Genomic DNA, 18,516 nt, shown 5'->3' with positions numbered 1-18,516 from the left:
AGGCCCGGCACGCCATGGCGTCCGGGCCTTTCAAAATCGGTTCAGAAACGGTGCCTGTCAGTCAGGCTTGCTCGTCGTCGTCCTCGTCGTCGTCGGAGCTGTCCGGCAGGTTAAAGAAGCTGTCCGCGTCGATCTTTTCTTCTTTTTCCGTGTCGTCCCCGCCGAGGCTGAAGGTTTCCAGCCCCTCGATCGCGGTGGGAATGCGCGGCTCTGCCTCGCCCTCAAGGCTTTGCTCGGTGCTCAGCAACTTGCGGCGCTCGTCGTCGTCAATGGCCTCGCCTTCCTTGGCCTTCTTGGCAGCCGCTTTTTGCACGGCGGCATCCAGTTCGGATTGTTTGCAGAGGCCGAGGGCGACAGGGTCGATCGGCTGCATGTTGGCGATGTTCCAGTGGGTACGCTCACGGATCGATTGGATCGTCGGCTTGGTGGTGCCGACCAGCTTGGCGATCTGCGCGTCGGCCAGTTCGGGATGGAATTTCACCAGCCAAAGGATCGAATTCGGGCGATCCTGCCGTTTGGAAAGCGGGGTATAACGCGGCCCGCGGCGTTTTTCCTCGCCCGAAGCGGCGGGGTTGAACTTGAGCTTCAGCTTGTGCAGCGGGTCGGCCTCGGCCTTGTCGATCTCGTCCTGCGTCAACTGGTTGTTGGCAATCGGATCGAAGCCTTTGACACCGGCAGCCACGTCACCGTCGGCGATGCCCTGCACTTCCAACTCGTGCAACTCGCAGAAATCGGCAATCTGCTTGAAGCTGAGCGTTGTATTATCCACCAGCCAGACGGCGGTGGCCTTTGCCATAAGCGGTTTTGCCATATCTCGGGCCTCCTTCACGCAAATCTTCCCCGTTGCCTTAATCGGCTGCGTCCTGGGCGGGCGCGGGTTTCCGTTGTCGGGGAACTTGGCGCGTATATAGTAGGGCGCGTCGGAAAATGGAAGGCCAAAGAATGCGTGCGTTCGTGTTGTTTTTATTCAGTGCCGTCGCCGCCTTCGCCGAGGGCGAGCGCGCGGGTGATTTCGATTACTACGTTCTTGCGCTGAGTTGGTCGCCAACATGGTGCGCGCTTGAGGGGGACGATCGCGGATCGCCACAATGCGATGCGTCTGCGGATCACGGCTGGGTTCTGCATGGCCTCTGGCCGCAGTATCACCGTGGCTGGCCCTCGCATTGCAAAACCGCCCATCGCCCACCCTCGCGCCGCATGACCGGCGAGATGGCCGATATCATGGGCACATCGGGGCTGGCTTGGTACCAATGGAAGAAGCACGGCAGCTGCACGGGCCTGTCCGCGCCCGAGTATTACGATCTGTCGCGGCAGGCTTATGACAGCGTGACCCGGCCAGATGTCTTTCGCAAGTTGAGCGCCCCCGTCAAACTTCCTGCATCCGTCGTGGAAGAGGCTTTTCTGAAGGCCAATCCCGGCCTGACGCCCGATATGGTGACCATCACCTGCCGCGAAGGGCGTATTCAGGAAGCGCGACTGTGCCTGTCGAAAGAGCTTGAGCCCGTTCCATGCGGACGTGACACCGTTCGCGACTGCCGGATGAAGGACGCCTTATTCGCCCCGATCCGGTAGTGTCCGGTCTCTTCCGAGAACTTGCGAATCTGTTCTCGAACAGCACTCTTTATTCACCCCCTACGCGCGCCGCATTCAGATCATTGTCGTGAAAACATTGTGTCATTTTTTGCACGCTATATGGCGGTGAGCCGCCAGACTTTTCGCAAATTATGGCAATAGTTTCCCCTTCCGAAACAGCTGGCAATCGGTTACCCTATTGTCGCTTCTGAAATCCTTCACGCCAGCAGAATTGGCACCCAAGGAAACAATCTGTTTCCGCAAAAAGGGGCCAAAATTGGGCAAAAAATTGTTAAAGTCTTTCAAGAACTTGTCGAGAATTGGGCAAGAGTCGATGTGATGGATTTTCTGGGTACGCAGCGGTGAGTCGCCGCAATGGGTAACCGGGCAAGACGGGGAAAACGGTGACTGCCACACCGCCCCGCAGTTCGAAACGCGCCCGACACCTGTTCAATGTCGGAAGTTGGTGAAAAGTGTAATTATCGTTGCCGGGGGGGCAACCATGAAACATGGTACGTTCGTGAAAGGCTCTTTCAAAGAGCTCAACAAGTTTGAAAAGCTGCATTCGGCACCGGATGGCGCCCAGTTGACGATCGCGGCCAGCAGCGACCCGGCCCTCCTGCGCGGGCCCGCCATTCCGTTTCGCAAGTCGGGTGTCGGCCAAAGCCGCTATAGAAAACACGGCAAACGGGTTCTGGATATCACGTTCGTCTTGATGACTTTGTCGATAACCCTGCCCGTGACCCTTGTTTGCGCCCTAGCCCTCTGGCTTGAGGGCGGGCAACCGTTTTACCGCCAGAAGCGTCTGGGCGCGAACGGCAAGACCTTCAGCATCCTCAAACTGCGTACCATGGGGACGAATGCCGAACAGGAGCTCAAGAACCTGTTGGCCAAGGACGAGGCGCTTCGCGAAGAATGGGAAACCACCCAGAAGCTAAAGAACGATCCCCGCATCACGCGGGTCGGGGCCTTTCTTCGCAGTACGTCACTTGATGAGTTGCCCCAGTTCTTGAACGTTCTCAAAGGCGAAATGAGCGTTGTCGGACCGCGCCCGATGATGCCCGACCAGCTGCCGCTTTATCCTGATCCGTCTTCCTATTTCGCCCTGCGCCCGGGCATCACCGGTGCTTGGCAAGTCTCGGATCGCAACGAAAACAGCTTTGCGCATCGTGCAACCATCGACACAGGCTATGACTCCTCGCTCTCCTTCCTGGAAGATTTGAAGATCATCGCGAAAACAGTGGGCGTCGTATTGCGCCGGACCGGATATTGACCAAGAAACCATCACACTCGGGATCCTCCGTTATGAACATGAGCTACCCCCCGGCAACGAACCAAAAGCACGAGATTGTCGCGACATCCGCGAACGCCTCGGTTGGGGCGCAGGCGTCCGGCGGCTTGCTGTTCGGGAATGGTCGTGTCACGGCACGGACCGATGCATGGGGCGCCCTGCGCCTGATCCGCCCCGATACCCGGCAACACCTGTTGACCGGCGCGCCGCTGGTGGACTGTAACCGCGAACATCCCGCGTCCAAGGCCTTTGATCTTCTTCGGACCCGGCTTGTGCAAACCCTGCGCCAACAAGGCTGGAGCAGGGTTGCCGTTGTCGCGCCCACCGCGGGCTGCGGCGCCACGTTTTCCGCGGTCAACCTTGCCCAAAGCCTTGCGCGTGTGCCCGGCTCTCGGTCGGTGCTTGTCGATCTCGATCAACGCGCGCCCGGCGTGGCAAAGGCCCTTGGCCTGAATGAAAGTTGGAAGATCAGCGATTTTCTGTGTGGTCGCATCAGCATGGAGCGGCATATGTTCCGCGCCTCTGACACACTTGCACTTGCCTTGAACACCGAGGCAAATCCCGATGCTTCCGAGCAATTGCACGATCAGGTTAGTGCCGCCGTCCTCGAAGATATGGAAGACGCGCTTTTGCCCGACGTGGTGTTGTATGACCTGCCCCCGATGCTGGAGTATGACGATGCGGCGGCCTTCCTGCCCAATGTCGATGGTGTGCTTTTGATTGCGGATGCCACACAAACCACGCGCCGCCACATCGAAAAATGCGAGAGCATCATCGAAGGCCAGTCGAACTTTTTGGGTGTTGTCCTGAATCGCGGGCGCGTCACCCAAGATTGATTTTTTCCCGGCCCGGATACAGTTTATCCAGACATACGCCATAGTTTTGCCGGTTTGTAATGGTTTACACGCCGGCAAACCACCCAACCGTCGGGCATCTTGTCGTGTCCGAGGGTCAGAAGGCAGGTGACCGATTGGAGCAGTTGTTTTCCATCGAAGAATTCCTTGACCTGGTACGTCGCCGTATCCGGGTCATTCTGCTTGTCACGGTGCTTGGCTGTCTGTTGTCGCTGTTTGTCGCGATGCAGCAGACCCACCTTTACCGATCGTCCGAGGTGATACAGGTCAAGCGCCCCAAGGTAGATGACGAACTGGCCCCAACTACGGTGGATCGCGCCTCGGCGCGTCGACTGCAATTGATCCAGCAACAGCTCATGACGCGCGGCAACCTGCTTGAGGTTGGCGAAAAATATGGCCTTTTCGATGGCATGGAAGGCCTTGCCCAGACCGAGAAGGTGGCCATGATCCGCGAGGCCGTGACCATCAATGGCGTGGCCGCCGCGCGTGAGGGTTTTGCCGATGATGGCACGGTATCGGTGATCACGATCACCGCCACCTTTGACAGCCCTCAGAAAGCCCAGCAGTTGGCGCATGAATTCGCCACCCGCACCATCGAGATAAGCGCCAATCAGCGCCTGGAACAAGCGCGTGAAACGCTCAATTTTTTCACCAGCGAGGAACAAAAGCTTCTTGCCGAGCTTGAAGAGCTGGAAGACGACATCACCGCCTATCGCCGCGAGAACAACCTTGCGATCTCTGGAAGCCTTGAGTTTCGTCAGACACAGGTTGCCACGGTCAGCAGCGCGATCCTTGAGATCGAGCGCGAGATCATCACCCTGAAACAAGAGCTTTCTCAACTTGATCAGGGCCAACGTCAGGCAACACTCGAACGGCAGACACGCAACTTCGAAGCCCAGATCCAGGCGCTTGAAAACCAGAAATCCCTGCTTGAGGCTCGGGCCGAAGAACTCAGCAAGACGATTGAACGGTCCCCCCGCATCGAACGCCAATTGGGGGCTTTTGATCGCCAGCGCCAGAACCTGCGCAATCAGCTTGAAATCATAAGCGCCCGCCGCGCCGAGGCCGAGGTGGGTTTCAAGCTGGAGCGTCAACGGCAATCCGAACGCCTGAGCGTGATTGAACCGGCGGCCCTGCCGGAGTTCCCGATGACCTCAAGCCGCAAGAAAATGGTCGTTATGGGGGCCTTTGCCAGCGTCCTATTGGGGCTAGGTGTTGCCTTTATCCTCGATCTGCGGCACCCGGTAATCCGCAGCAGCCAACAGATGAAACGACGTCTTGGCGTAAGTCCTGTGGTCACCATCCCGGTTATGGATGTCGAACCCGTCAAACCGCCCAAGAAAAGTTGGCTTACGCGCATCAAAAACGCGTTTTCCAGACCCTCGGGCCATGGTCACGACACCCAAGGCAAGGCTTGATCGCTCACAGCGCTGCCAACTCCAGAATTTGCGTGAGATGCAGGCTGACCGCCAGGGCGATGATCACGCCCGCGGCAATTCCGGCCGCCGCATCATGTGCCGCATCCCAGACCCCGTGGACCCGCGCCAGCCAGATCAACACCGGATAGATCACGATCGCAGATAGCCCCATGGCCACCATCGCACCCAGCAATCCGAACTGCGTGATCCCGATCAGCAGCGCCGTCACCTGAATACCCGCGCGCGTTCCAGAGAAGACAAAGAACCGCTTGGAATCCCCGGCGGCCAAGGCAGCCTGATCATAGGTCACGCCAATCACCTGTGGGATGAGGGCACAGGCAATCACGACGACCATGGCGCCCGCCTGCGCATAGCGATCATCGTACAGCACATCCACCAGCCACGGCCCGACAAAGGCCATAACGGCCAAAAGGCCCATGATCCCCACAGTCACCGCCACGCGTAACTTGCGCAGCTTGGCCTGACTTGCCGAACCCTCCTCGGGACGCATTTCGCGATAAACCGGGATCAAGACCTTCTGTGTCACCGCATGCCCCAGAAGCAGCGGAAAGGAGGCCAGGAAATACCCGATGTTATATATCCCCAAGGTCTCAAGGCTCAGGAACCGGCCCAGAATCGCTTTGTCACCCTGGCTGGTGACAAACCAGAACGCCGTGCTCAGGAATATCCACTTCCCGAAGCGGATCAATTCCTTGGCCGCGGCACGCTCCCACTGAAAACGATTGGCCTCACCGGGCAGGAAGACATGCGTCAGAAGAAGTTTCGCCGCGGCCCCGATCACCCCGCCGATCACCAGGGCGATCACCGATTGGGTGATCCACGCCAGAACGATCATGCTCAGGATGCCGATGAACTGCCCCGTCAGGTTCAACACCGTCAACCGCCCCACCAGCAAATGCCGGTGCGCGGTTTCGATCCGCGTCGGGTTGAACCCCGCAAGGATCAAAGACAGCGCCGCGATGGGCAGATAGCTGGCCAGTTCGGGCGCGTCGTATAACTGCGAAGCGGGCCATGCCAAAAGGCAGGCCACACCCCAAAGGCAAAAGCCCCGGATCACCTGTATCGTCCACGCCGTGTTCAGGAACGCTGGATCATCGCCGCGCTTGTTTTGCGAAATCGCAGGGCCAATGCCCACGTCCGAGAACATCATCAGGCCCACGGTTACCACATTGATCAGGGCCATCAGGCCAAAGGCCTCGGGGAACAAGAGCCGTGCAAGGATCAGGTTCGAGGCCAGCCTGAGCGCTTGGCTTCCGCCGTAACCAAGCACCAGCCAAGAGGAACTGCGCAACACGCGGGCCACCAACCGGTTGCCCCGGAATGCCTGTGTCAGGGTTGTCATGGATGCGCGCTCCGGCGGTGGTCTCGATTTTGCGCCAAGGTACGCGCCACCTATGAAACGGTCAACGAAACCAAGGTTTTTCAAACGCTTTTGCCGCGAACAGGCGACAATCGCGCGGGGGCCTCAAGACTGTCGCGCGATGCGATCCGCCGCCGCTTTCCCGATCGGGCCAAAGCGGATAGGAAAGGATCAGACCAGTTTTCCAAAGGCGGACGCCCCCCGTGACCATAGCCTATGTTCTCAATACCTACCCGCAACCCTCGCATAGCTTCATCCGACGCGAGGTGCGTGCACTTGAGGCGCAGGGCACGCCGATCCTGCGGCTGGCCATGCGGCGACCAACGATGCCACTGGTCGCTTCGCAGGACCACGAGGAAGAGGCGCAGACAGATTACGTTCTGGAAAAAGGCGCACCTGCCCTTGGGCGCGCGGTACTGTCCCGTTTGTTCAAATCCCCGCGCGCCTGGTGGCGGGGGCTGTGTCAGGGCATGCAGGCAGGCGCACGCCATCCAATGGGCCGGCTACGTCATCTTATTTACTTCGCCGAAGCCTGCTATATTGCCAATCGCTGCGAAGGGGCGGGCGTGACCCATATCCATTCCCATTTCGGCACGAATTCGGCCACCGTTGCCATGCTGGCCCATACCATCGGCGGGCCAAGCTATAGTTTCACGGTGCATGGGCCGGAAGAATTCGACGCCCCCGCCGCCCTATCTTTAGGCGATAAGATGGCCGGTGCCGCTTTCACCGTCGCCATCAGCAGCTTTGGCCGCAGTCAACTTTGCCGCTGGGTGGACCACGCCCATTGGCCCCGCCTGAAGGTCGTGCATTGCGGGATCGACCCGGACAAATTTACTGCCCCCGAGCCGATCTCACCGGGTGCGCCAAGGCTTGTCTCCATCGGGCGGTTTTCCGAGCAAAAGGGGCAACTCGCCCTGATCGAGGCCATGGCGCGGATCGTCGAAGACCACCCCGAGGCACACCTTTCACTGGTCGGTGACGGTGAGATGCGCCCACAGATCGAGGCCGCAATCAAGGCGCATGGATTGGGCCAAAACATCACCCTCACCGGCTGGTTGTCCGAGGATGACGTGCGTACCGAACTTACCAACGCGCAGGCCCTTGTCATGCCCAGTTTCGCCGAAGGTCTGCCCATGGTCATCATGGAGGCCATGGCCGCAGGGCGCCCGGTGATCGCCACCTATATCGCGGGCATCCCCGAATTGGTGCAGCCGGGGAAAACCGGCTGGCTGGTGCCTGCGGGTGCCCCTGACGCCTTGGCGCAGGCGGTGGATGACCTGGCCGCTTGCGACGCCGAAACGCTTACCGGGATGGGGCGCGCGGGCCGCACCCGCGCGCTCGACCGGCATGATGTGAGCAAAGAGGCCGCAGAACTTGCCAAACATTTTGCGCAAGCAACGGGTTAACGCCCCCGCACCCACGATTGCTTTGACTCGGCCAGCCCGCTCCTGACCGCCAGTTTCACAGCCAGATAGGCCGCAAGTCCAAGAGGGTCTGACAGCCCGAGGCGCAGCACCTCGATCTTGCCGGGCGGCACCACATCGTCGTTTTCCATGAGGTGCGGATAATAACTGGCGACCTCGTCCACCCCGTCATCCTGCCGTCTGCGCACTTTGACAAGGTTCCAGAACCCTTCGATCATCGGCCACGAATACCGCGCCACGACGCGCTCTCGCTCATCGGGCGCAAAGTGAAGCCGGGCAAAGGTGTCGTCCGAAATGATCTCGGGCCACGCCCCCCAGCGCGCCCGCCCCGCGATGTTCATCGCGAACACCCCGAACCCCGGCACACCTGTTGCGATAAATGGCAACCGCTGCCAGATCCGGGCATAGGCGCGGGTAAAGCCACTTTGCGCGCGTACCTCGGGTTGGCCCGAGGCATAGCGCGGCGCCGGGGTATCCAGCGCCTCGGCGATCCGGGACACAAGCGGGCGCGAGACGATCACATCAGCATCGAGATAGATCAGGACATCCCCCCGGGCCGTTTCCTCGGCGAGGTTCAGCGCATTCAGCTTGCCGGGTGTCTCGGTCTCGATCACCGACAGGGTCCAGCCCCTGGCGCAGGCGGTATCTTCAAAGCGTTTCGCAACCATTGCCGTACTGTCCGAACAGGCATTTGCCACGACCACCACCTCGGCCCGATAGGGACCCGGATCAGACGCCAGAAGCGCCCGCAGGCAATTACCGATATAGCTTGCCTCGTCATGGGCAGGCAGGATGATGGACACCAATGGGTTACTCACAATTCACCTCGCATGTCAGGGTCGCGCGCAGGGCATCCCACCGCGGGTTATCATCGCCCAGATGGCGCAAGTGCCCCCAACTCCCCCATTTCGTGGGCGCGTAGACATCGGCATAGGCCGTGAAAACACCATCTGTCAGGTCACGCCACCCGTGCAGAAGCCGGTCATAAAGCACGGCCATTTCGGGCGAGTAATTGAGTGCCTGAAAGAAGGCCGTCAATTCCGCGTCATTCACCGCCTCGCCGATACCCACGACGTGACTGCCCCCTTCGTACATGACCAGTTGCAGGCCATGCGCCTGTGCCACCTCGGCGTGATAAGGCAACACCCGGCCCAAGAGATCGGCCACGGTATCGGCGGCATCCCCACTCAGGGCACCATCCTTCAACTCTTCCCCCGCATTGCGCATGGCAAGGTCAAACCGATGCGCCTTTACATGGGCATCCAGTTCGGCGCCGGTCAGGCCAATGTTGTGACCGTCCTCCACCGCGGCCGCTCGGCTTTCATTAAGCCAGCCCTTCACCAGATCGGCGCGAGCCTCGGTGCCAAGGATGCCACCAAAATATCCGGTCACCGCGTAGGCATCGAAGGCAATCCAAGGCGGCACCCCGTCGCTTTCGGGTTCGGCCATCCAGAGCGGCGCCTCGAACACCAGTTCCTCAAGGCCAAGCCATCCTGTCTGACTTGAAATCACGTTAATGAGTTCCGACCCATCCTCGCCCCAAGCCTCGGACCAAATCCGCGCCACCTGCGCCGCGCGCATTCCATAGAACTGTGCGCCGGCATCCTTGGCATCCCAACGCCGCTGCGCCTGTTCAGCGGCCCAGCGTGCCTGTTCGAAGGCGAAATTCCAAACCTCGTTGGAATACTCCGCATAAACCTTGCGATCCTCGGGCAGGCCATCGCGCACCATCGCCGCGAAGTCCCTGACAAAGGCATCATCGGCGCGGTGCGGGATGTTCAGCCAGACATCGGCCCCAACCTTTCGCGACAGTTGCAACATGATCTCCAGAGGCACGCCATTGAGGGCATAGGTATAATCCTCGGGCTTGGGCCGGTCGGACCACTGGGAAATCTCCGAGTTGTTGGTCTCCATCCAGTCCATGAAGCGCAACAACTTGAGGCCGCGCAGCCGATCAATCCAAAGCGGATTGAACACCTCTCCCGCTTTAAAGCGTGCGATATGCTCTTCCTTGACGACACTGATCTTGCGTACGGGATCTTCGGGGTCGCTACGCTGAATACGGATATCGACAGGCCCCGGGCCGGGGGTGAAATCGAACCGCACCTCGCCCTTGCTGTAACGTGTGTTCCGGGCGCGGCCACCCACTTCGACGATGCCCTTCCCCTCGAAGGACAATCGATAGCGTCCTTCGGTATAGGTTGCTTCCTCGGGCAGGTCGGTCAGGATCACGGTTCCCAGCGTGCCCATCTCGCGCGGCAGGCGCTTGGGCCAACCGTCTTCGTCCAGATACCCGCCTTCAACCAGTTCGGCATGCCCTGCACCGCCCCATTGGCCGGGCCTGTGCACGATCCATGGGCGCGCAGTTTTCATTACATCCAGAAAAGGCTGCTGCACCGACCAATCATTGACTGCCGCAAGGCCGATCCCGATATTCCCACCGGCCTGCGGCGCGGGGGGCTGTTTCACCTTTGGGCTGGCCTTGGCTGTCTTCCCACCACCGGCAACCCCCGCCGCCACCGTCTGTAACTCTGCCGCCAAGGCCTTGGGCGGCGCATCATAGGGTTTTCCCCAAGGATTGGTCAGGCGATGCGGCAGGCCCACGGGGCTTTGCCCGGTGACAAACCCATATTGCACCAACGCGATATAGTAATGCCCCAGGTCGCTCAGGTGGATGTCGTCGTCGAACAGCGGGCCAAGCCCATCCAGCCCGGTGACCTCCCCCGCCTCGATTGCCGCATGTAAGGCAAGCATCGACTGTCCCGCAGGCAAAAGACGCATGGGGGGGCTGCCGTCGGGCCGGGCCGCGTTCACATCGTCAACGATGCCCTGCCATTCCTCGGCCTGCGCGGCAATCGCCGCGCGCCATTCCGCCCCCGGCGCGCCACGCGGCCATGTCTCTTGCAGGAACACCTGCGCCTCTGGGGTCCCTTCAACTGCCAAGGCATGGAATTTTCCGGCAAACCCGGCGCTGTCATTCCACTTGATCTGATCGGCCAATGGGATGGCTTCGGTCAGGATCACCGCATTCACGCCGCCCTGCGCCAGAACCTCGCGCGCGTTATCGCCCTTGGCCTCACGGCCATTGTCCCAGTTATAACGCAGCGGCGCACCGTTGATGATCTGCGCGGAAACCTCGGGCGCATGACCCCCGGCCTTTAACAACTGCTCCAACATGCGCGGCCCGGTTTGGCCGAACAGGCTATGCCCCACCAAAAGCACCGACAAAAGGATCGCACCAAGGTTCATTGCGCCACCCCGGTCTTTTGGTAACCTGTTACCACCTCCCAGACGATCCGCTGCATAAGCGCCGCCGCCTCTGCACTCGGGGCCTTTGCCGTGCGACCATCGGCCAGCCGCAATTCATGCGGCAGGCCCTCGGGTGAGCGGTGATACAGTACCGCGTAATGGGTCAGCGCCACCAGATAAGCCCCCAGATCATTGACATGGATCGGGTCAAGGCTGCCACCCTCTGCCCGCGCGAACAGGTCCTCACGAGTACGGATATTACCGACACCGCCAATGGCCTCAACCTCGCGCACAAAGCGCGCCATGACCTGCCCCGCCGGGATCACCCGGACCGGGCTGTCAGGGGCATTCACCGCCAGATCGGGCAACAAAACGCCCTTTTCCCAATAACGGGCCAGATCCGCATCCAGCCGCGCAAGCCAGCCCTCGGGATCATCCAGCGGATGCCATGTTTCATAAAGATACACCCGCGCGTCAGGATTCCCTTTGCGCGCCAGTTCCGCCCATTTCGGAAAGTACCTTCCGCTGTCGTGGTACTTGATCGCATCGCGTATCTCGACCATCTCGGTCAGGATCACGGCGTCATATTCGCCCGATGCCACAGCTTCCTTCGCATCACGATAACGCGGGTGATCGTTCTCACGCTCGAACCCATTGATCGGCAAATCCTCTTCCCAATGGTGCTTGAGCGAGGTACCCCACCCAAGCTGCACCTCGTACTCATGCCCCTCACCGGCAAGCTGCCTCAGCATCGCGGGCATGTCGCGCCCGACCAGGGAATGCCCAAGGTGATACACTCGCAGAAGCCCTTCCGGAGGTGCCAAGCGTGCGGCATAAGCCGCATCCACCGCCTCCGGCTCAGCTTTGGAAGGCCCGAACCAATCGCGAAGGAATGGCACCGCCGCTAAAACCGCGACGGGTATCAAAAGAAGCCTGCGCCGCCATCCAGCCATGCCACGAATCCCTGCTCATCTGCCCTTGGAACCTAGCCCGCGACGCCCTCACGCGGCAATGCCATGCCCGTCAGGATGACCCCGCCGCCAAAACTGAATAGCCCGTGCAAACAAGCCCCCCGGTTGAACGGCACGACATCCTGCGTGAAGGTCGCCTCGAACTGGCCGGTTTCAAGGTCCGGCGTAATCTCGAACGCCTCGAAGCCGATCAATTGCTGTGTCACACCATACTGTGCCTTGTAGGCGCATTCCTTGGCCGAAAAAATCAACCGGGCCAGCCTCCCGCGCTCACCCTCGGGCTGGACCGACAGCCAGCCGCGCTCGGCCGGGCTACAGACCACCTCGATCAGATCACGTGGCAAATCCCGGTCCTCTTCCAGATCAAGGCCAAGCGCCGCATAGGTTCCGGCCTTGGCCAGTACCGCAAGGCAATGTGTATCGCTATGCGAGATACTGCCCACCACCCCCCGCGGCCAGACCGGCGCGCGGTCCGGCCCATGGGCCACGGCCCGCACCGGCATGCCCAAACGCTCCATCGCCTGATGCGCGGCGCGGCGGCCCGCGGCGAATTCGGCCAACCGCTTTTCGCCGGGGCGGCGCAGGCCCGAGGCCTCTCCGGGCAGCAACCCCTCGGGTGTGCCCCACGGAAAGGCAAAACCCATGGTCACGTCCTCGGGGAACAGGCCCCGTGCCAGGGCCTCGACCGTGTCCTCCGCGAATATGTCGGCCAAGTCGTTCATCCCGCGCGACGCCCCCGGTTCGCCCGCATGGCCCGCCGCCGCGACATCGTTTCACTGACATCCGGCGCGTCCTCGGCCGCAGGTTCGGCTGCCGGTTCGGGCGTCGTGCCCAACAATCCATCCACATGCGCCGCCAGTGCGTTCAAGACGGGGAACCGGAAAATATCCGTGATCGCCAGCTTGGCCACTTCCAGTTCGCCGCGGATTTCGCGGTGCGCCTGCACCGCCAGAAGGGAATGCCCCCCCAGTTCGAAGAAACTGTCGCTACCCTGCACGCCTTGCACGCCCAGAACCCGCCCCCAGATACGCGCGATGGTCTCGGCGCTACCGCCTTTCGCCGGGGCCTCCACCACGGCTTCGGGTTCGGCCTTCGCCTCGGGCGCCGGTAGGGCATTGCGGTCGATTTTCTTATTCGGGGTCAACGGGAAATGGTCCAGCGTCACGACATGACGCGGCACCATGACCTCGGGTAGCGCCTCCGACAGATGCCCGCGCAGGGTTTCCTCGGTCACGTCGGTATCGGCGATGACATACCCCACCAGTTCTGGCACGTCGCCCGCACCCTCCCGGGCGATCACAACCGCCTCGCGTACCGATGAATGCCCGGCAAGCCGCGCTTCGATCTCGCCCAGTTCGATCCGCTGGCCCCGGATTTTCACCTGATGGTCGCTGCGACCAAGGAAGATCAGCCGCCCCTCGGCACTCCAGGCCACCAGATCGCCGGTGCGGTACATCCGGCCATGCCCCGTGACATGATCGGGAACGAAGCGGTCCTCCGTCAACTCGTCCCGCTGCCAATAGCCACGCGCAACGCCCTTGCCGCCGATCAACAACTCACCGGGAACACCCACCGGACAGGGCTGACCAGCCTCGTTCAACACATAGACCGAGGTATTGCCGATGGGCCTGCCGATGGCCACGGCCCCTGTCCCGCTGACCGATGCATCCACCGCCTGCACCGCCGACCAGATCGTGGTTTCCGTGGGTCCATACATATTGGTGATCTGCGCCCGCGTGCAGCGGCGCAGATCATCCACCAAGCTCCCGGGAAGGGCCTCACCGCCCAGATACAGATGCTTCACCCGGCCCAGCGCCAGCCGCGCCTCATCGTTCATGCACAGCATCCGCGCCATGCTGGGCGTACACTGCATATGGGTCACGTCATGGCGAATGATTTGTGCGGCGATCGAGAAATCATCCTCGGCCAGTTCCGCCGCCGCATTCGACCGCTCGCACACCTTCGCCAGATGGGTCAACCCCTCCAGAACATGCGCGTTGTCGATGCCATAATCGATCAGGCAGGCCACCTCGTCGACGCCAAGTTGCTTGAGTTGCTCAACCCGTGCGATGCCGTCCTCGACCGTGCCGAACAGGCCGGAATCGTTGAAATAGCGATCAAAGGCGAACTCAAGGATCGCCTCCATCGCATCCTCGTCCAGCGCCGACAGGTCAAGCTGGAACGGGTTGTCCACGCCCTTGGGTTTCTTGAACGCCGGAAAGGCCCAGGCATATTGCTTGATCAGACCCGCTGCACTGCGCAGATAGTCCTGCAACGGCCCCTTGGCGATTTCGCGCACGGCCTCGCGATCTTCACCGATCAGGGTGTGCAGCATCACCGTCACGGTGAAATCCTCCGGGTCAAAACCGCTCTCGCGCAGGGCATCGTGGTAAAGCGTGATCTTCTCGCCCACCTCGTCGATACTCTGGCCCAGAAGGTGGGTCAGGACATGCGCGCCGATGCGGCCCGCTTCGCGCCACGTCTCGGGGTTGCCCGCCGTGGTGACCCAGATGGGAATATCCTCGCTCACCGGGCGCGGCTGTGTCTGCACCGGCAGCATCTCGCCCTTGTCATTGGGAAACTCCACAGCCTCGCCGCGCCACAGGCGGCGCACCTGGTCGATGGCGTCGAACATCCCCTGCTTGTTCGCGGGCGGCGTGTTTTCCGGGCGCAGCACAAAATCATTGGGGTGCCAGCCCGCCGCCATGGCAAGCCCCGCCCCGCCATTGGTCAGGTTGTCGATCACCGACCATTCCTCGGCAATCCGGGCGGGATGGTGCAGGGGTGCCACGCAACTCCCGGCGCGCACCTGGATGTTCTGGGTGATTGCGGCCACCGCCGCCCCGGTCACCGCCGGGTTGGGGTAAGGCCCGCCAAAAGCGTGGAAATGCCGCTCGGGCGTCCAAAGCGCGTCAAAGCCATTGGCATCGGCAAACTTCGCACCCTCCAACAGAAGTTCATATTTGCCGCGCCCGGCCTCGCAATCATTGCTCCAGTAATACAGGCTGAAATCGGCCCTCCGGCCCGACCCGCTGATCGCACCGTTCGAAACCGCCGCGCGCCCTTCGTCGCTGACCAGAACCAGCTTGAAACCCCGCGCCAGCGTATAGAACAGCTCCAGCACCGAAATATCGAAGGCAAGGCTTGTTACCGCCATCCAGACGCCACCGTTCTCGTGGTCCACGGCGGTATCCATGCCGGTGAAGAAATTGGCGACATTGCCATGTTCCACCATCACGCCCTTGGGCGTCCCGGTAGAGCCGGAGGTATAAATCACATAGGCCAGATCATCCGCGCCCGCACCGCCGTCCACGTTTTCGGCCAACCCTTCGGCCACTTCGGGGTGCGCCTCGAAGGTCACGACCTTGGCCCCGGTATCGGGCAGCGTGCCGCGCAAGCCCTCCTGCGTCAGAACCACGCTGGCCTGACTGTCGGTCACGTAATGCGCCAAGCGATCCGCCGGATAGGCCGGATCAAGCGGCACATAGGCCCCGCCCGCCTTCAGAATGGCCAGCGCGCCAATCAACAACTCCGGCCCGCGATGCACGCAAAGGCCCACATGGCTTCCCGGCGCGACACCTTGATCGCGCAGCACCTGCGCCATGGCATTGGCCCGCCCGTTCAATGCGGCATAGCTCAATTCCTGATCTTCAAAGACCAGTGCCACAGCCCCGGGCGTTTTCTCGGCCTGCGCCTCGAACCCGGCATGAATGGTCAAAGGCCCATCCAGATCGGCAAGCGTATCGTTCCAGCCTTCCGTCACCTGCCGTGCCTCGCCGTCCGGCAAGGGGGCCAGGTCGACCAAGGCCACGGCATCGCCCGCCTTGGCGCAGGCTTCCAAAGCCACTTTCAAGCGCACTGCCAAAAGGTCTACCGCCTCGGGCGAAAGCCGCGCGGCATCATAGTGCAGACGCATCTGATCGCCCGCCACGGCCAGCGTCACAACACTTTCGGCCACTGGCGCGTCCTGCCCACGGTGGAGGGCCATTTGCGGCACGCTTAACCCGTCCAATTCGGGCAGACGCAAAGCCAGATCTGCGGCAAAGCCGCCCTTTTCCGCCGCGCGGGTGATCTGTTTGCCCAAGGCGTCGCGTACCGCCCCAAGAGTCCCGGTCGCGGCCTCATTCACCCCCAATGGCACCCAGTGCGCCAAGAGGCCCGGCGCGGCCTGCGCCGCCTCATCAAGCCCGGCGTCGGTATAGGCCAGCGTCGCCGCCCGGTTGCCGCAACTCATCCGGCACCATGCCAGCGCCACCGCCGCGATCCCCGCCTCGTCCAGTTCCGAAACAGCGGGCATATCCACGCTCTGCCACGTCGGCCCGTCTTCCGAAGCGTGCGCCAAGGGCAGGTCCGCAGGTTGCATCGCCGACAGCGCATTGATCCACGCCGCCTCGGCTTTCGCCGCTCGCTTGGCGGCTGCCTCAAAGGCGGCCACATCGGGCATGACCAGAACATCCCCCGCATTCACCAAACGCGCCGGATCAATCGGTTGCCCCTTGGTGCTGCGCAACGCCGACAGAACGACAACCCCGCCGTCCGTCGCCACGCGCAATCGGTCTGACATAACCTCCAAAACCGTCCCCGGCGCGGCGGTGCTGACAGTGCTTTCCGCCTCGGCCTGTCCCACGCTCACCAATTGCGCATCCAACGTAACCTTGGCCGTGGCCACCGGGTTGCGATACCCGCCGAAATCCAAGGCCCGCACCATGCGCGCGACCTCCGCCGCCGGTTTGCTGAAATCCAGATGCGCGGCCGCCGGCGCGCAATGATCCAACCCGTAATAACTGCGCTGCGACAGATCTTGCGCCTGACGCTGCAACTCCCCGCTTTCCAATTGTGCAACCAGCGTCGGGAAACTGTCCATCGCCGCCGCATAACACTTGGAGTTCAGGCTAAAGGCCGTTTCATCCTCGGCAATCGGCACCATGCGTTGCTCAAGGATGTCGCCCTCGTCGATGCCGCCCTCGATCATATGCCATGTGATGCCATGCCCGGATTCCCCGTTCAGGATCGCCCAAACCGGGGTGTTCAATCCCGCATAACGCGGCAAAGGCCCGTCGTGAAAGTTCACAGCCCCCTTTGCAGGCAAATCCAGCACGGCCTGCGGGATGACCCGCAGGTTGGCAATACTCAGCAGCCAATCCACCGAACCCGGCGCAACCTCTTGGGCCACATCGCCCATGGCCTCGATCACGGCAATGCCCTTCCCTTCGGCCCAAGTCCGAACGCCCGCATCACGCGTCACAACCGCCGCAATACCGTGGCCCTTTTCAAGCAGGTGCTCACCGCAACCCACCAAAAGGGATTCGTCACCAATCAAAAGCGTGGAGAATGAGGTCATTTGTTGTCCTCCGTCATAGGCCGGGCCAAGGAAACATCGCGCCGGGATGGACCGCGCGACACAAGCGCAGCCAGAAAATGGGAAAGAAGATCACGGGTAAAACCGGGCGGGTCGCGCTGCGGTTTTCCGGTCAACAGACGTCGCAAGCCGTAAATGCCACAGCCCGCCAATCGCGCCAGCGTGGCCCAAATGGCATAGGCCCGCCCGTGCACCTTGGTGAAATAGTAAAACCGCGAGTCGAACCAATACCGCGGCGTGCGCGCCCAAGCCTTCATCTCGGTCGAGGCCGAGCCGACATGCGCCACCTCGCTACCCGGCACGTAAAACGTTTGCCACCCTGCCTGCGCGGCCCGGCGGCAGAGTTCGGTTTCCTCGTAGTAAAGGAAAAACCTTTCATCAAAGAGGCCGATCTCATCCAACATTTCGCGCCGCATCAGCACCGAGGCCCCGGCCACCCAATCCACCTGGGCGGTCTGCGTCGGGATCTCCATCGGCACGACCGAAGATTTGAACATCTTGGTGATAACCCCGGTCCGCGCCGCACCTTCGAATTCGCCACTGGCCGACGGGAAGCGGAAGACCGTGCAATGCGGCACCCCATCGGTGCCCTTGATATAGCTGCCCACCAGCCCCGCGCGTGGCTCGGCCTGCATCACATCCAGCAGTTTTTCCACCGCCCCCGGATCGGGCCAAGCATCGGAATTCAGGACATAGAAGAAATCCGGCTCCTCGCCCGAGGACATCGCCAACCGCATGCCGAAATTATTGCCCGCACCAAAACCGCCGTTTTCCGGGCTTTGCACAACCCGCAAAAACCCGTCCTTGGTCCAGCCTTCCTGCTCTCCCTTGGCCTTGATGACCTCGAATGACCCATCACCCGAGGCATTATCGACGATGACGACTTCACCACCCAATCCGCGCATCTCGCGCACGGCGGCTTCCGTCGCCTTCAACGTCAAGTCGGGCGTGCGATAATTCAGGATCACCGTGAGGATTCTTGGCTGGGTCACAT

General features: G+C 61.5%; 13 protein-coding genes. 5 read left to right on the top strand and 8 right to left on the bottom strand.

The window, feature by feature from the left end:
* Nucleotides 1-61: 61 nt before the first annotated feature.
* Nucleotides 62-811, bottom strand: coding sequence for a DUF1013 domain-containing protein (locus FDP25_RS11795; RefSeq protein ID WP_154151944.1), 750 nt, complete (start codon nucleotides 809-811; stop codon nucleotides 62-64).
* 131 nt (nucleotides 812-942) lie between these two features.
* Here FDP25_RS11795 and FDP25_RS11790 point away from each other — a divergent pair, with 131 nt between their 5' ends.
* The 4 genes from FDP25_RS11790 (at nucleotide 943) to FDP25_RS11775 (ending at nucleotide 5,135) form a co-directional block, all read left to right on the top strand.
* Nucleotides 943-1,572 carry a ribonuclease T2 family protein gene (locus FDP25_RS11790; RefSeq protein WP_172982790.1) on the top strand — a complete coding sequence of 210 codons (630 nt, stop codon included), beginning with the start codon at nucleotides 943-945 and terminating at the stop codon, nucleotides 1,570-1,572.
* Nucleotides 1,573-2,074: 502 nt separating this feature from the next.
* Nucleotides 2,075-2,845 (top strand): sugar transferase, encoded by a 771-nt coding sequence (locus tag FDP25_RS11785; RefSeq protein WP_154151940.1) that lies wholly within the window; start codon nucleotides 2,075-2,077, stop codon nucleotides 2,843-2,845.
* Nucleotides 2,846-2,883: 38 nt separating this feature from the next.
* Complete coding sequence (locus FDP25_RS11780) at nucleotides 2,884-3,699, top strand: CpsD/CapB family tyrosine-protein kinase (protein ID WP_154151938.1); 816 nt, start codon at nucleotides 2,884-2,886, stop codon at nucleotides 3,697-3,699.
* 59 nt (nucleotides 3,700-3,758) lie between these two features.
* The gene (locus FDP25_RS11775; RefSeq protein WP_246175825.1) at nucleotides 3,759-5,135 is read left to right on the top strand and encodes a GumC family protein; all 1,377 of its coding nucleotides are present in this window, start codon (nucleotides 3,759-3,761) and stop codon (nucleotides 5,133-5,135) included.
* Nucleotides 5,136-5,139: 4 nt separating this feature from the next.
* On the opposite strand, the gene FDP25_RS11770 is transcribed toward FDP25_RS11775, so the two are convergent.
* Nucleotides 5,140-6,498, bottom strand: coding sequence for an oligosaccharide flippase family protein (locus FDP25_RS11770; RefSeq protein ID WP_154151936.1), 1,359 nt, complete (start codon nucleotides 6,496-6,498; stop codon nucleotides 5,140-5,142).
* A 221-nt stretch (nucleotides 6,499-6,719) separates the two neighbouring features.
* Between FDP25_RS11770 and FDP25_RS11765 the strand changes: the two genes are divergently transcribed.
* A complete protein-coding gene (locus FDP25_RS11765; RefSeq protein WP_343032035.1) occupies nucleotides 6,720-7,925 on the top strand; it encodes a glycosyltransferase family 4 protein in 1,206 nt (401 codons plus the stop codon).
* Here the strand turns inward: FDP25_RS11765 and FDP25_RS11760 are convergent.
* Genes FDP25_RS11760 through FDP25_RS11735 form a run of 6 tightly spaced genes read right to left on the bottom strand, consistent with a single transcriptional unit; the run spans nucleotide 7,922 to nucleotide 18,514 of the window.
* Nucleotides 7,922-8,761 (bottom strand): glycosyltransferase family 2 protein, encoded by an 840-nt coding sequence (locus FDP25_RS11760; protein ID WP_343032034.1) that lies wholly within the window; start codon nucleotides 8,759-8,761, stop codon nucleotides 7,922-7,924. The two genes, FDP25_RS11765 and FDP25_RS11760, sit on opposite strands and share 4 nt — an antisense overlap.
* On the bottom strand, nucleotides 8,754-11,192 hold the full coding sequence (locus FDP25_RS11755) for a hypothetical protein (RefSeq protein WP_154151934.1): 2,439 nt from the start codon (nucleotides 11,190-11,192) through the stop codon (nucleotides 8,754-8,756). Before FDP25_RS11755 ends, FDP25_RS11760 begins: the two co-directional genes overlap by 8 nt.
* The gene (locus FDP25_RS11750; protein ID WP_154151932.1) at nucleotides 11,189-12,145 is read right to left on the bottom strand and encodes a hypothetical protein; all 957 of its coding nucleotides are present in this window, start codon (nucleotides 12,143-12,145) and stop codon (nucleotides 11,189-11,191) included. Before FDP25_RS11750 ends, FDP25_RS11755 begins: the two co-directional genes overlap by 4 nt.
* Nucleotides 12,146-12,177: 32 nt before the next feature.
* On the bottom strand, nucleotides 12,178-12,876 hold the full coding sequence (locus tag FDP25_RS11745) for a 4'-phosphopantetheinyl transferase family protein (protein WP_172982789.1): 699 nt from the start codon (nucleotides 12,874-12,876) through the stop codon (nucleotides 12,178-12,180).
* Between the two features lie 5 nt (nucleotides 12,877-12,881).
* On the bottom strand, nucleotides 12,882-17,504 hold the full coding sequence (locus tag FDP25_RS11740) for a MupA/Atu3671 family FMN-dependent luciferase-like monooxygenase (protein ID WP_154151929.1): 4,623 nt from the start codon (nucleotides 17,502-17,504) through the stop codon (nucleotides 12,882-12,884).
* Nucleotides 17,501-18,514 (bottom strand): glycosyltransferase family 2 protein, encoded by a 1,014-nt coding sequence (locus tag FDP25_RS11735; protein WP_343032033.1) that lies wholly within the window; start codon nucleotides 18,512-18,514, stop codon nucleotides 17,501-17,503. Before FDP25_RS11735 ends, FDP25_RS11740 begins: the two co-directional genes overlap by 4 nt.
* Between the last annotated feature and the right edge of the window lie 2 nt (nucleotides 18,515-18,516).

The organism is Roseovarius bejariae, assembly GCF_009669325.1.
Taxonomy (GTDB): domain Bacteria; phylum Pseudomonadota; class Alphaproteobacteria; order Rhodobacterales; family Rhodobacteraceae; genus Roseovarius; species Roseovarius bejariae.
The sequence above is the reverse complement of the archived record's forward strand: the minus strand, read 5'-3'. Positions and strand labels throughout refer to the sequence as shown.